Genomic DNA, 15,288 nt, shown 5'->3' on the forward strand with positions numbered 1-15,288 from the left:
ATGTTTAATACAATTGTTAAAATGGTGATTTTTATAAGCGAATTTTAAATTTTAAATATAAAATCTCAAGGCTGATAGCTCATAACTGAAAGCTGATAACTATTTAATCTTCACATTAGTAGCGCCATAGCCAAACTTTTCTTTCTGTGCATCTTCAAAGTATTTTACATTTTTATGTCCCGAAAGTTTTTTGTGAATGGCATCTCTAAGTACTCCATTTCCAACACCATGAATAAAAGTAATTTCATCCATTCCATTGGCAATAGCTGCTTCAAATTGTTTATCGAAAGTAGCAATTTGTAAAGCTAACATTTCACGATTCGACATCGCCCATGAATCTGCTGATAATTTTTCAATGTGTAAATCAATCGAAACACCAGGTTTTGAAGGCAAAACAACTGTTGATTCAGGTACTTGTTTTTCAAACATTTGTTCCTTCAATTTCTCTACATCAATTTTTGTTGGAACAGGATTAACAGCATCTTCTGAATCTAATTGAAACAAATGTGCATCTTGATTCAGAATCGGAGCTTTTTGTTTACTCTTGAAAAAAGTATTTACTCTAAATTTCAAACGTCTTACCAAAGGTTCTGGCAATTTCATAAATGCCAAACGATAGAAAAACGCTTGAAAAACAAATGTTCCCCATTCTTCAAAATCCTTTACTAAAACGTTTTGTACTTTGATAGAAGTTTTTGGTTTTAATGTTCCTGCTGCCAAACCTTTATGGTGTGGGTCAGAACCAACCGAAAGCATAAATGGCAATTCCCAATCGGTATTATTGATAAGATGTTGCGAAAGTTCACGGTCGTTTACAGGCACAAAAGCCATGTAAATACCTTTGTTTGCTAATATTTCTGGCGTTGTTGGTTGGCGACGCTCAATACTTGCTTGTGGTTCAAATGAACGAGAAGGTGCAACAGGTTTAAATGTTTTTTGTTCTAATTCATCAATAATTACTGCATCCGAACGCTTTACAGGAATCGTAAAACCGTCTTCAATTTCTATTTCAATAATATTATTCGACAAAATCTTGGTAACAATTCCTTCTTCTTTCCCACGTAATAGTCTTACTCTATCTCCTATATTCATTTTCTTAATTGTTAATTTGTTCGCAATTTAGGGCTTTCGTTACAGTTAACAGTTATTTGGAATCTGTTATCTGAGAAATTTAACTTTAAAAAAGCTCACTGCTCACATCTCAAAGCTTACAGCTATCTAAACGCCACAACATTTTTTATATTTCTTTCCACTTCCACAAATACAAGGGTCGTTTCTGCTGATAAGTACTTCTGGCGAAGCATTTTTAGGATTAATAATTCCTTTTACATAAAACCATTTTCCATTTTCTTTTACAAAAGTAGAATGCTCATGATGAATTGACGTTTGTCCATGAGCGTTGTTAAAATATGCTTTAAAAGTTACTTCTCCATTCACATCATTTACTTGTCCATTTTTAATGTTTAATATTTCTAATTTCTGCCATTGATTTTCGCTTGCCCAATCTGCTAAATCTTGTTTGCTAAACTTAGCACGTTCTGTAAAATACGTACTTGCTAATAAATAATCTGGTGCAACAGAAGCATAAGCTGAATATCTCGAACGCATCAATGCCTCCGCAGTAAGTGCTTCTTTTTTTCCTAAAATAATTGGTTCACAACATTCGCTAAAAGCTAAGTTTGAACCACAATAACATTGTACTGACATCATAAAATTTGGAGTTGTGAATTGCGAGTTAGTACTGTACGAAGAGCTGAAATTGCCAAATTTTATTTGAACAATAACCGATTAAAGGATTTAAAAATTACTTTTAAACTTAAAGTAGCGGCAACCCTTGCGGTTACCTTTTCATACGAGGCTACCGCAAGGGTTGTCGCTACCACAATTTATTGGTTAATAAAAAAACTTTTTGAACATATATATTTAACTTAGTACAGTACTAATTGCGAAGTAATGAATTTAAAATACGGAAGCAAAGATTGCTTTTTATTTATATGTTGGCAACACGCAAAATCTTCTCCATCTTTTTGCCTTTCGCCAATTCATCTACTAATTTGTCTAAATATCTTACTTGTTTTGTTAAAGCATTTTCTATTTCTTCTATTCTGTAGCCACAAATTACACCTGTAATAAGAGACGCATTATGATTGAGGTTAGCTTTCTGAAAAAATGTTTCAAAAGTCACTTTTTCATCAATCAATTCTTCTAGCTTTTTATCATCAAAGCCCGTCAACCACGTAATTACTTGATGCAATTCCGCTTTTGTCCTGCCTTTACTTTCCACTTTTTTAACATAATGTGGATATACCGATGCAAAAGTCATTTTTGCAATTCGCTCATTGTGTTCAGTTGTTACTTTCATCATAATATTTTAAAGGAACACTTTAAACTGTTTTCAAAGTGGATACAAATATAAATATAATTCCACATCTATAAAAAACACATAACACACTGTTTTACAGATAGATAATCTCAATTCAACAAAAGAACATTCTCTTATTACGATGGTATTCTGCATAGTTTTGTAAGAATACTAGCAATTTTGTAAGCTTACATTGAAATTTTGAAGGTAGCAAAATAGCGTTGCAAGCTTACAATGGAGCATTGTAAGAATGCAAAATAATTTTGTAAGCTTACAATAAAGCATTGTAAGAATGAAATATGATTTTGTAAGCATACAATCAAGCATTGTAAGAATGCAATAGAGTTTTGTTGACATACAAAATTGCTTTATTTGTCAACAAAATAGCCCAGAATACTTACTTAAAAACCATGTCATCTGCCAAAATTAAAGCCTTAACTTTCATCGAAATTTTGCGTATTTTAGAAGGTAATTTGATGGGATAGGTTGGAAAAAATTAGGGTAAATAGAATTTTACTTAACAAAAAAATACACCATAAACATCTCATAAATAGCCATTTAACGGTACACTAAAATAATAATTGGTTAATTTAAACTATTTGTTTATTTTTAAGTAAAAGTGCAAAATGGATAAGTTAATTTGTAGAATTACTTGTGTAAACACAAACAATGACAATAGATTTAATTTAAAAAACTGGTAAAATAGAATGATAACTATAAAAAACTTTAAGACAGCTTTAATATGGCTTCCATCAATCATAATAGCTTTATTCTTTATCCAGAATGCTTTTGAAAAAATATTTCAGTCAAATCAAATATCTAAACTTGGATTAAGTAATACCTCCGTTATTGGAGTAGGTATTTTTCTATTAATTGCAACTGCCTTGTTTTTATTTCAAAAAACCGTAATTATTGGTGCTTCAATTTTAGCTTCTTATATGACATTTGTAGTTTTTGTGCATATCAATAAAGGGAAACCTTTTTTACTTACAATGCTAATTGTTCTAGTCACGATTGTTGCAGCATATCTAAGAAAAACAAAGCTTTTTTCTGAAAAATAAAATAATTATACAATCCATTCTCTTGTCGTTTTTTTGTGTTTTTACAAAAACTTAGTATTTTACAGCCGTTGTTCGTGTCTTCACGAAAAACTCAGTGTATTATCATATTAATAGATAAAATTCACCAAATTATTTGTGGAGACACAAATAATGGCGAGAGTATTAAGAATATAGATTTAAATATAAAATACTAAAGAACTTTTGCACATTAGTAAGTTTGCAGTAGTGTAAAAAACACATCATAAAAGAAATGCCTCCATATTATGACATTTACGGACTATCAAAACAACGTGATAAAAAGACAATTGAAAAGTTTCTAAATCACTTCTCTGATAGAGATAAAATTGAAATTAGAGAGGGACAAGAAATTATGGTTTATAAAAATGAAAAGTACGACATTGAAGAAACTTGTATCTCAATAAATACTTTGACAGAAGTAATAGACTATGGACTTAAAAAACAAAATCATGGATTTGTTTTTTACATAAGTGATAATCTAAAAGAAGAAATTAATGGGATAATATTAAAATTCACTTTTGATAAAAAGATTATTTTTGGAGTATCCATAGAAGAAAAAATAAGATTAAAGAATAAAAACCTTATTGACAATTATAATAAAGCACTTGAAATAGAAAAAGTAATTTTAGAACTTACAAACGCATCAAAAACTTCTATCCAATTTGAATATGGACCCTCAGATGATGAAGAAGAGTTTGACGAAGACATTGAAATGTTTAAAAAATCCATCAAACCAATAAACCAAAATAATCAAATGAAAGAAAATAACAAACTCGCTGAATTAACATTAGAAGAATTACTAATAAAACAAAAAAAGGCAAAGGGTGCTGTTATAGGACTCGGCATCGTGATGGCAATTGCTTTAATTACCCTTATTTATCTTGCTATAAAAAGTAAAAATTATGTATTACTTGCTGTTGCTGGTGGTAGTGGTCTAACTTTTTTACCAAGTATTATTGCTCTAAAACAAATAGAAACTGAAATAAAATCACGAAAAAGCTAGATAAGCTATTGTTCATTGCCTCATTGCCATTGTTCGTCTCTCCACAAAAAACCATTGTATTGTTTTTATCACTACGAAACAATTCGATGAATTATTTGTGAAGACACAAACAATGGCAATGAGCTTTTGTATTTTACAACCAATAAAAAAGCTAAATAAACTCCAAACCCTATTTATTAAATGAAATTTTCAGAAGGTTTACAAAAAATACTTCCATTTGGTTATCTATTTCTTGTGGTAATGGGCATCTTGAAAGAGAGTGTTTTCTATTACCAAATCGGGATAAATATTTTGAAATACTCTACAATCATGGACATTTTGATTAGTCCGATTGCTACGCTTACCGCACATCCAATCATATTGATAGCCGTAATTTTGGTGATTGTTTTTGCTTATGCTTTTCCAACATACTTATCTAAACAAAGCCATAGAAAATGGATTCAGAAAATATCTGGTTTAAAAAGTAAAAATGAGTTGAGTAATGAAGAGCTTAGTGAAAACCTTACCAATTTATTCATTAAATATCTCACAATTAGCTTATTGGCATTCTTTCTTGGAATAGGAATTGGCGAAGGGATTGGCTTATCAAAGAAAATAATAAACAACAAAATAATGTATAACCAAAAGCTTAATTACAGCAGTGGAGATTCAGAGCAGATTTACCTGATAAGCTCAAACAGTGTCTATTATTTTTATCTTGCAAAAGGCAACAAAGCCATCAAAATCGCTCCAATCGGTGCGATAAAGAGTATTGAATTGACGAATAACAAAATGTTGAAATAGCACTTAGCTTACAGCTATCAATCAGTAATGTACCCTTATTAAACAAGAAATATAGATTGTATTTTTTCCTAATAAATCTCAACAATGACATTAACGATTAAACGCTATGGCTCTTTACCAGTTTGCTCCAAGCCCAAGTTTAACCGAATTTGTTCGGGTGTATAGAGTTGTTCATTTTGTTTTTGAAGATATTACAAACATTCCTTACAAACCTTATCCGCCTAAGCCTGAACATTGTCTAAGTTTTTATCCTCGTGATACTGAAACCGTTGAATTTGCGAACAAAGGAACGAAAATCAATAACCTAAAAACGGTTTTGATTGGACAACAAAGTGAAGTAACCAATAGATTTGTCGGAAAAGATTTTTTAGTTTTTCAAGTAGTATTTAGTCCAGGAGGTTTGTTTCGTTTGACGGGGATTCCCGCACAAGAACTCAACAATTGTTATATTGATGCCGAAACTATTTTTGGAAATGCCCTCAGAGAGGTAAATGACAAATTGAACGACGCTCTTAATTTCACGCAAATGGTTCAAGTAGTTGAATCATTTTTATGGAAACAAGTAAATAGCAGTGTGAAAAACTTTCATCGACTAGACCATGTGAGTAATCTAATCTTGAAAACAGAAAAAGGCTTGAATATAGAATGGCTTGCCAATGAATCATGTTTAAGTTTACGCCAATATGAAAGAAAATTCATCGAACGTATGGGCATTTCTCCACGCTATTTCAGTAAAATTGCTCGCTTCGAAAATGCCTTCAGAATTAAGAATAAAGAACCTCATTTAGATTGGCTTTCTATTGCCATGCGTTGTGGTTACTACGATTATCAACACTTGGTGAAAGACTATAAAGAGTTTACCAACCAAACACCTACTGGTTTTCACTTGTTGGATAGTGGCTCTCCCGAAAGAAAATTTGGAGAATCCGACACCTACTAAAATGTCGTTTTTTTACCACCAAGCTCTTGGCTCTTCATCAGAGATTTGCATTGTTAATTAAACAATATAAACATGAAAAGAAAGCAATTTTTATTAACAAGCGCAGCGGCAATTCCCACCATCTTGATGAAGAACGATGTACTTGCCAAAAAAGTAGAACGTCCCAAAAAAGGTTTTGTCATAAAGGCAAACGGAAGTAGATTTGGTGAAAAAACATTGATAGGTGGCAAAAGTCCAAACAACATCAAGGTATCTCAAAAGATACGAACAACGACTTAACGGTTTTTGAGTATATCGGAAACGAAAAAGGAGGTCCTCCGCTTCATGTACATCCCAATCAAGACGAAATATTTTTTATTGTAGCAGGAGAATACCTCTTTCAAGTTGGGGAAGATAAGCATACTTTAAAAGCAGGCGATACCATATTTTTACCTAGAACCATTCCCCATACTTTTGCACAGCTTTCAGAGACGGGTAAAATGTTCTTTCTTTTTCAGCCATCGGGCAAAATGGAAGATTTTTTCAGAGCACTCGGAAATTTATCTTCTCCACCCAGCCCCGAACAGGGAGCAAAAATATTTGCAGAACACGATATGCAAGTGGTTGGACCACCTTTACAATACTAATATTCCCTCCCGTTTCGCTTATTACACAAAATGAGGCTGAACCTAAATACAGCACCACTAAATCGCTTTTAGGAGGCTAATATTTTAGGTTCAGCCTCATCACTACTGCACTTTATTAAGTAACTACCGCCTTTACACAAATCACTACAGCATTATATCAAGTAACTACCACCTTTGAACAAATCACTACAGCATTTTATCAAGTAACTATCACCTTTGAACAAATTACTACAGCATTTTATCAAGTAACTATCGCCTTTACACAAATCACTACAGCATTTTATCAAGTAACTACCGCCTTTGTACAAATCACTACAGCATTTTATCTATTAACTACCACCTTTGCACAAATCACTACAGCATTTTATCTATTAACTACCACCTTTGCACAAATCACTACAGCATTTTATCTATTAACTACCACCTTTGCACAAATCACTACAGTATTTTATCAAGTAACTACCACCTTTTCACAAATCACTACAGCATTTTATCTATTAACTACAAGCTTTGCACAAACCACTGTTATCTATGTTCAATTGGCAACTAATTAAAGTCAATGTTTTTTTTGAATTGAAAAGACAAACCCTACCGTATTTTTATTATACGGTAGGGTTTGGGGAGAAATGGGATTAGTTAACGCTTTATAAATATAGTATTCTTAGAACGATGATTAGTTGTTGTTACTTTCATTAACTATTGTTAAAAAAACCTAAAAGGTTTAAAATGATTCTCTATGATTTTTCTTTAATAGTCAATAATCCATCAAAATTGAAACTAATCGGAAAGTAGTCCTCTTTTTTTAGCTCTTGAAAAAAGATAGTTAATCTTTCCTTCAATAAATTATCATCTAATTGATTAGTGAAATTAAAAAGATTTTCTAAATCAGGGAAAAGACATTTTCTTATGGAATTGAATCCATACTCCCCACTTTCAGTCCATATTCCAATTATTTTCTCAAACAAACCCTTAATATCTTTTTGTAATGCAAAGCTTTTTATGAGTTCATTTACTCTCTCCTCACATTGATTATATTTAATTTTCCCACCAACTTCTAATGTACAATTCTCATAAATTTCCCACAAATCATTAGTAAACTTTTCCTGTTTTTTGATGTAGATTTCTAAATAATTAAACAATAAATCTAATCGCTTTTCCTTTTCAATGATAAAATTCTCTGTTGATTCATACCCTCTTTTGTTAATTCTATAAAGTAACCCAGACTTAAATTTTAGAGAGTAAGTATTATCCTCAAAAATTCTTAATAAAAGCTCTCTATATTTATTGTTCTCTATCTTTAGTTGATTATCATTAAATAATTTCCCCAATATGGTAGAAAATCCTTCACTCCTCATTATGTATAAACCTAAATCATTAGAACCAATATGAAATAGTCCTTCGATGATTTTTGTATAATCCTTTTCATCATCATAAAAGGATATTACACTAAATTTGATTAATAGTTCTTCTATTGATTCTTTATTCAACCACTTATTTAGGCTATTCTTAAACTCAACTACCGAAGATTGTCTCGCTTTTGAAAATTCAATGATACTAACCATTGAGTCAGTTATTCCTAACGATGTATAAATATCAAAATTTGAAGGACGACGAATAGAGTTAATATTCTCAGAGTCTATTTTTTCACCACTTTTAGCATCAAATTTGTAGCCTATTTTGCTTGGGGTTGAGAATATTTTATTAACTATCTCTACAATTTGTTCTATTTTACTTTTATCAATACCAAGATAATAGTGATGATGTTCAAGATGTATTTTAAAATCATCAATTTTAAGCCATAAGAAATTAATTGAAACCAAATCCTTACCATTTTGATATTGTGAATAAAGAAAAGTATCTTTTTTATCAATAATTAACTCATAAATAGATAAACATTTGAACTTCAATAATTCAATATGGAGTAGGTCTTGGAATAATACTTTTTTAATTGATCCTACAATATGTCGCTTTTCATTAACACTATCAACTACATTTTCATTGAGCATTTGAAAATTCAGACAGAATGAGTTGGTAAATCTTGTAACATCACGTAATGTTAAAATACAATGTTCAAAAATATACAAATCATAATTATCGGTAAAGAATTCATCAATATCATTATGATGCGTTTCATCTATATTCTCCTTTAAATTCTTGATTAGTATGTTCCTTAATCTATTTTCCTCAAAAGTGGGTAAATTAAACTCTGCTTGAAATATTTTTTCAAGAAACAATTCTTTTTCATATTGGTTGATTTCTGCAATAGCATTCATAACATATCCTTTGTCATAAGCCACAACAAAAACAGTATTTTTAAAGTTAGCTGAAATACGGACGAGCTTTATAATTTCAATTATTTCATTATTATCTAGTCTGTCTAAATCATCAATAAATATCACTATTTGCTTATTAAGCCTTTTGATACTGGCATTAATACGGTCAAAAATCTCTTGAGTTGACTGTGTTCCAAAAATGGTCTTCTGTAAAAAATCTATGGTTTTAAAATAGATGTTATCATCAACTGCTGTGAGTTGTTTTACATAAAGATTAATATGTTGTGATACACTCCCATCATTCAGTTCTGCTTTTAGTAAATCAAAAAAATCTGCAATTAGATTTTTAGTTTCATGACTATGCCAAGCATTAAAATCAACTATAATGGTATTTTCATTTAGCTTCTTTTTGATAAGATGTAAAAAAGAAGTCTTCCCAGAACCCCATTTTCCAGTAATGCCAATAGCAAAAGATTCTTTAGGAAAGGAATCATTAATTTGCTCTGCTATTTTTTGAGCATAATTACCTCTACCAAGTTTTTCATCGCTTAATTCTTCAATGGGTTTATCAGTTTGAAAGCCAATCTTAGAATCTTTGGAGTATTTTTTTTTCAGCCTAATCAGTTGTCTAATAGTTAATACAATGGTGTTGTGTATTGCTTTTGGCTGAAAATGATTCCTATAAACAAACAAAAAGCTGATTGTTAATTTTAGAGTATTTTCATTTATCGATCTTTTAAATAAAAAACAGATATGAAAAATGGGAACAATAAGGAATATATCTGAATAAGATAAAAATGGCAACATATAAAATCTACTATAATGCCATCCACCACTACAGCGATAAATAAAATACCAAAAGCCTATAACAATTACTAATGAACTATCAAAAGAAGAAAAGTAGTGGTCATTTTTATATTTGTAGCGATAGTAAAAAAATAGAAGAATGGCAATAACTAAAAAGATAATATCGGAAAAGTAACTACTTCCAAGATTTTGAAAAATAGGTTTACCAATGTACTCATCTAAAATACTTTCAAAGTATTTATTGAAAAGTATAGGTAATACAGCGACAGCACTCAGAAATATAATCTTTCTGTTACTTATAACTTCAAATAGGTATTTTGGGCTGATGTCTTTTTTAAGCTGAGGAAAAATCATTCTAAGTAGATTTTAAATTTCATTTAAATATAGAACTTTTATTACAAATTCGCTTGCCTTAGGATAAGGCTGGTGCTTGAAAGTATAAAGGAATGTAAGAACCAATCCCGAAGGGATGGCAGGATTATAGAAAAAGTGAGATATTGTTTCTAAAACCCCGGAGGGGTGATACATACATATCATTATATCACCCTTTCAGGGTTAGTATTTTCCTCAATTTTGTTATCTATAATTCTACCATCCCTTTGGGATTTTGATTTACGCCTTTGAATTTATGTTGATAAATCAATTATATAATTGCGTGGAAAAGTATTGATTCTTATTTTAATCCCGAAGAGATGGCAGGATTATAGAAAAAGCAAGATATTGTTCCTAAAACCCCGAAGGGGTGATACATACATATCATTATATCACCCTTTCAGGGTTAGTGTTTTCCTCAATTTTCTTATCTATAATCCTAACATCCCTACGGGATTTTGGTTTAGTCTTTAATAATTCTGAAGAAATGACAGAATTATAGAAAAATGAACAATTGATAATCTTTAGGCTTAACCATTCAAAACGCTTTAACCTCCTCTAGGCAAAGAAATATTCTTTTTAACAGCCAATATTCGAATTCCGAAGATGATAAGGATGGTAAGTAAATCTATCAATTCATTTGGCAAAGCGATTTGTTTCATCAAGAAATAACACAAACCACCGATGATACAAGGTGTTGCATAAATAACTTCTTTTCTTAGTAGATACGGAATTTCATTTAGTAAAATATCACGAATTAATCCTCCAAAACAAGCGGTGATTGTTCCTAAAATAATACAAGCCGACATGTCTAATTGAATAGCTAATCCTTCTTGAATACCTCTTAAAGTAAAGAAACCTAAACCAAGCGAATCAAAAAGGGTTAGTGTTTTATCTATTTTTTCGATATGATTTTTTAAGAGGATTGTTAGGATGAAAGTACCTGTAATTAACAAAATGACCGAAGAATCTAACAGCCATCGCACTGGCAAATGACCAATTAACATATCTCGAATTGTTCCTCCGCCAATGGAAGTAACAAAAGCGATAACCAGTAAACCAAAAATATCTAATTGCTTTCGAATGCCTGCTAAAGTACCTGAAATGGCAAAAGCGATAGTTCCGCCAATATTGATAATTGTGAAAAATTCCATTTGAATTGCTATTTGTAAAACATGTATTATCCATATTTTTCGTCAAAAATAGGTAGATATTAGAAGATTTCAGAGATTTTTGTTATTTCTCTAGTCCTTACTTTTCTTTCCTTGATGAAAGAAAAGTAACAAAAGAAAATCAAGAATTCCTAAACTCGCTATCGCTCAAACAGTAGGAATTCGTTACTCATCAATCATAAAAAGGCGGTCAAAAAAATAATTTTGACCGCCTTTAAATACAAAAAACGAGATTATTCATTTTAAATATTTCTACAAAATTAAGCTATTTTGCTGGCACTTCGTGCAGTAATTCTAAGCCAACTGATGAGCGGGGAGGAAAACCTGTCCAGTTCTTTTCATTAGAATTAGGTTGAAGCAATAAGTATTTTCCAAAATCTTGGTGTTTGAGTTGTATTCCTAAAAAGGCTGTTACAAAATGTTGATTGATATTATTAATATGTCGTTCGTTCCAAGCTGGTTCAGAATAATGAGCATAATCTCTTGCACGTTCTGGTTTATAAGATTCCGCTGGCGGAGGATTCGGCGCTACATTATGACGAGCATTCATATAAGTCAATAAATAACGTTCGCTATTGACAGTCCCTTTATAAATCGCTTTGATGCCATCTTCATAACCAGAAATATCATCTTGACTACCTGCTACAAAAAAGGTTGGCACTTTCAAACCTTTTAATCCTTCGGCATCCCAAACACCACGTTGCATTCCCCAAGGAGCAAAAGCTACTACTGCTTTGATACGTTCGTCTTGCGAAGCGATAAATTCAGGATTTCCTGCTGTACGTACTTCAATCGCTTTACTCCCACCCGTCATAGTAGTAAATAAAGTAGCTGCTTGCTGACTATAACCAGCACCTGCGGCATTCAAAACACCATAACCACCCATCGAATAGCCTATCAAAGCCGTATTGTTAGCATCTGCCAAACCGTCCAGAAAACTCTTACTCTTTGGTTTAGCTAGTTCAGCTATTTGATTGAGCGTAAATAAAATATCCTTGCCACGATTAAATAAAGTACTTTGAAAGGGTGAAGCATCACGATAAGTAGATTCAGTATGGTCTATTGCCACGACCACATAGCCTTTTGAAGCAAGATTCTCCGTCAGGTAAGTCATTAATAATCTTGAACCCAAATAACCATGTGAAACTACAATCAAAGGAAATGCACCAACGCCTGTTTTAGGTTTAGCATCACGAGCGGCTCTTCCTGAAAACTGAAAAGGAATCAAAGGTCGTTTTGGGTCGTTTGATACTCCAAATACTTGGTCATAAGCAACGATTTCTTTTTCATCTTCAGCTAAATTAGCAGGATACCAAACTTCTACTTTTAAAGGTCTGTCATAGATTGCATCTACTCCTGCTTTAGATTTAAGTACATCTACTTGTCCTTTATTAACAAATTCAAGCGTCCTTACTCCTACTTTGTATTCTCCTCTGGCTGATAATTCAGGAGCATCGGGTAGCGCATCGCCAAAAATATAAGAATCAGAATATTGGGCTTGTAAGGTGGTTTTGAAGACAAATAAAACCAGTAACATTAATACAGCTGTTTTTAGCTGTTGAGGAGTAATTTTTTTCATAGTTTTTTGAGATGAATTGTTTTCAAAGATTGCATAAAAAAAATAAATTCAGCCTGGCATTGACTGAATTTATTATACATTTAATATCCTCCTAAATACTTCCTCATTACCCACTCTGCCGTGAGCAATGTCAGGATTAAGAAAAATATCCAACGAAGATTTATCATTTCTTTCAAGTCTTCCGTAGCTTCAATTTTATCTGGTACTTCATGACTTAGAATCTTTTGTTTCAGTTTTTCGAAATCATTTTGATGGAAAAACGAAGCTCCTGTTTTATTGGATAATTGTCTGAGTACATCAAAATCTGCGGTGAGATTAATGTTTTCAATTTGTAAATCTTGAATCACAAATTCTCCTGTTGATTGTTCCGATTTTCCTAAAACAGTAGCAGAAGCATTGAAACGATATACACCAGCAGGTAAGCCACTGATTTCAAATTTTGTATTATCTGCCGAAGTGGAATAAGTATAATTTCTAGTAAAGCCTTTTTCGTCTTTGATAGTCAGTTTAATCGGTAAATTATACAGTTTCTCGTAAATGGCATTGTAGATTTCAGTTTCAAAAACTACTTTTTCACCTAATGACAAAGGCGTTTTTAAAGGATAAACTCTGAGTTTTCGTTTATCGTCTTTGGCAGAAATATATTGCAATACTTTAGAGATAACATCATCAATCACTACTTGTTTTTCACTCAATTGATATTCCTCTAAACGCCAAGCCCAAAGTCCTTCTCCAGTAAAAATGGCAGATTTTTTAGCACCGATATTCATTGCCAAAAGTGGTTTCTGTGTTTGAACAGCTCCTACTCTTTGATACAATAACACTTCTGAATTCGGCAATAAAGTATAATCGCCAAAAGGCACTGAAATTTGTGGAAACTTGGTAATGATGTCCATTTGTTCCGTTTCAAAATTCAGTACTTTAAAATTATTATTGAAAATTCCTGTTACTTTATCGCTTTCACTAAAATCTGCATTGATTTGCATTACTTGGTTTAATTGATTCAAATTATTCACGCCAGACTGATTTCCCATCACAAAAAAAGTAGGAATCCCTTTGTCTAAAAGTGGTTTAAAGACGTTAGAGAAAGTATTGTAAGCATCTGGCAATTGATGTAAAATCAGTAAATCGTAGCTTTTTGTAATTTCTGGATTCGCATTTTCAGTCAGGATTTTTACATCTAATTCATAGTTTTCATTTTTTTCGATGATACTCTTCAAAGCCTTTACATCTGGATGCGGTGCCAATGCCAACAATAAAATTTTCTCTTTTCCATCAATTACTTCGATATAAACTTCCTGACGATTATTTCTGTTTGAAAACTCTCCTGATAAAAAATCAACTTCAACCGTAAGATGCTGTACGCCAATTTGGGTGGCAGTAGTATTGAAAGTAAGTGTTTTTAAATCTTCTTTTTGATTGAAAGTAATGGTTTGTTTTTCTAAAACTTTTGCTCCTTGTTTTAGATACACATTAGCTGTTTTTCCTTCAAATCCAAAAGCATTAATATCAGTTTGAACAGGAAATTTATTACCCAAATAAGCTATTTTGTTAGCATAAACAGTTTTAACAGCAATGTCTTTTTTAGGAATGGTATTGCCCAAACCAACAGTATGCACTGGAAATTTAAAAGATTCAGAAGCAGGAGCAATTCCTTCGTTGACAATCCCATCTGAAATCAGGACGACATCAGTTAGGTTTTGGTCTTCAAAAGTATTTTTAATGCCCGAAAGTAAATTTGAGAGGTTTGAAGTTTTTTGGTTGAATTGAAGTTTTTCTAGGTTCTGGGTATTCTCTTCATTGAAAGTAGCAAAAGCTACTTCGTAATCTTTTTCTTGAAGGCTTTCTTTTAAATCATTCAGATTTTTTTTCAAATCTTCCAATACTTTTGCTCCGACAACATTCATCGATTGTGAATTATCAATTGCCAGAACCACCGTTTTCTTTTGAATTTTCTGACTTACTTGTCGGATAAGAAAGCTCAACAAAAGCATACTTAAAATACTTACAGCCAAAAACCTAAAAGTCGCCATTAAGTAGTTTTGTGTTTTCGTCCAGTTGGTGTTTTTCTGATACAACACAAAAGCATACAAACCTGCCAATAAAAAACAAAGTGGAATAAACCAAGGAGAAGATTGAAAGAGAAAATCGAATTTCATCATGTGCGTTGTTTGTTGTCTCTTATCAAAAAGGAGTAGAAAAGCTATTTGGTGAATTAGTGAATTAGTGAATTAGTGAATTCAAAGTCTATTTTAAAAAAGAAAGTTCTCGAAAAATCATTTTATTTTTCCA

At 31.7% G+C, this 15,288-nt stretch carries 13 protein-coding genes; 6 read left to right on the top strand and 7 right to left on the bottom strand.

Annotated features, from left to right (window positions below; genetic code table 11):
* Positions 1–99: 99 nt before the first annotated feature.
* The 3 genes from VB798_RS17700 to VB798_RS17710 all read right to left on the bottom strand — a co-directional run bounded on the left by VB798_RS17700 (position 100) and on the right by VB798_RS17710 (position 2,362).
* The gene (locus tag VB798_RS17700) at positions 100–1,092 is read right to left on the bottom strand and encodes a DUF2027 domain-containing protein (protein ID WP_323260754.1); all 993 of its coding nucleotides are present in this window, start codon (positions 1,090–1,092) and stop codon (positions 100–102) included.
* Positions 1,093–1,218: 126 nt separating this feature from the next.
* The gene (locus VB798_RS17705; protein ID WP_323260756.1) at positions 1,219–1,710 is read right to left on the bottom strand and encodes a YchJ family protein; all 492 of its coding nucleotides are present in this window, start codon (positions 1,708–1,710) and stop codon (positions 1,219–1,221) included.
* Between the two features lie 280 nt (positions 1,711–1,990).
* Positions 1,991–2,362 (bottom strand): DUF2200 domain-containing protein, encoded by a 372-nt coding sequence (locus VB798_RS17710; protein ID WP_323261085.1) that lies wholly within the window; start codon positions 2,360–2,362, stop codon positions 1,991–1,993.
* Positions 2,363–3,069: 707 nt separating this feature from the next.
* Here VB798_RS17710 and VB798_RS17715 point away from each other — a divergent pair.
* The 6 genes from VB798_RS17715 (at position 3,070) to VB798_RS17740 (ending at position 6,793) form a co-directional block, all read left to right on the top strand.
* Positions 3,070–3,423, top strand: a complete 354-nt coding sequence (locus VB798_RS17715) for a hypothetical protein (protein WP_323260758.1) — start codon at positions 3,070–3,072, stop codon at positions 3,421–3,423.
* A gap of 250 nt (positions 3,424–3,673) precedes the next feature.
* Positions 3,674–4,444, top strand: coding sequence for a hypothetical protein (locus tag VB798_RS17720; protein ID WP_323260760.1), 771 nt, complete (start codon positions 3,674–3,676; stop codon positions 4,442–4,444).
* Between the two features lie 180 nt (positions 4,445–4,624).
* Entirely contained in the window at positions 4,625–5,227 is a 603-nt protein-coding gene (locus VB798_RS17725) for a hypothetical protein (protein WP_323260762.1), read from the top strand.
* A gap of 106 nt (positions 5,228–5,333) precedes the next feature.
* Complete coding sequence (locus VB798_RS17730; RefSeq protein WP_323260764.1) at positions 5,334–6,167, top strand: helix-turn-helix domain-containing protein; 834 nt, start codon at positions 5,334–5,336, stop codon at positions 6,165–6,167.
* Between the two features lie 72 nt (positions 6,168–6,239).
* Positions 6,240–6,446 carry a hypothetical protein gene (locus tag VB798_RS17735; protein WP_323260766.1) on the top strand — a complete coding sequence of 69 codons (207 nt, stop codon included), beginning with the start codon at positions 6,240–6,242 and terminating at the stop codon, positions 6,444–6,446.
* Between the two features lie 77 nt (positions 6,447–6,523).
* The gene (locus tag VB798_RS17740; protein WP_323261086.1) at positions 6,524–6,793 is read left to right on the top strand and encodes a cupin domain-containing protein; all 270 of its coding nucleotides are present in this window, start codon (positions 6,524–6,526) and stop codon (positions 6,791–6,793) included.
* A gap of 734 nt (positions 6,794–7,527) precedes the next feature.
* Here the strand turns inward: VB798_RS17740 and VB798_RS17745 are convergent.
* From VB798_RS17745 to VB798_RS17760, 4 genes are all read right to left on the bottom strand, one after another.
* Positions 7,528–10,227 (bottom strand): KAP family P-loop NTPase fold protein, encoded by a 2,700-nt coding sequence (locus tag VB798_RS17745; RefSeq protein ID WP_323260768.1) that lies wholly within the window; start codon positions 10,225–10,227, stop codon positions 7,528–7,530.
* Positions 10,228–10,793: 566 nt separating this feature from the next.
* Entirely contained in the window at positions 10,794–11,399 is a 606-nt protein-coding gene (locus VB798_RS17750) for a trimeric intracellular cation channel family protein (protein WP_323260770.1), read from the bottom strand.
* A 283-nt stretch (positions 11,400–11,682) separates the two neighbouring features.
* The gene (locus VB798_RS17755; RefSeq protein WP_407654171.1) at positions 11,683–12,996 is read right to left on the bottom strand and encodes an alpha/beta hydrolase family protein; all 1,314 of its coding nucleotides are present in this window, start codon (positions 12,994–12,996) and stop codon (positions 11,683–11,685) included.
* Positions 12,997–13,076: 80 nt separating this feature from the next.
* A complete protein-coding gene (locus tag VB798_RS17760; protein ID WP_323260772.1) occupies positions 13,077–15,158 on the bottom strand; it encodes a VWA domain-containing protein in 2,082 nt (693 codons plus the stop codon).
* Positions 15,159–15,288: the final 130 nt, after the last annotated feature.

Source organism: Arcicella lustrica (assembly GCF_034930985.1).
GTDB lineage: Bacteria > Bacteroidota > Bacteroidia > Cytophagales > Spirosomataceae > Arcicella > Arcicella lustrica.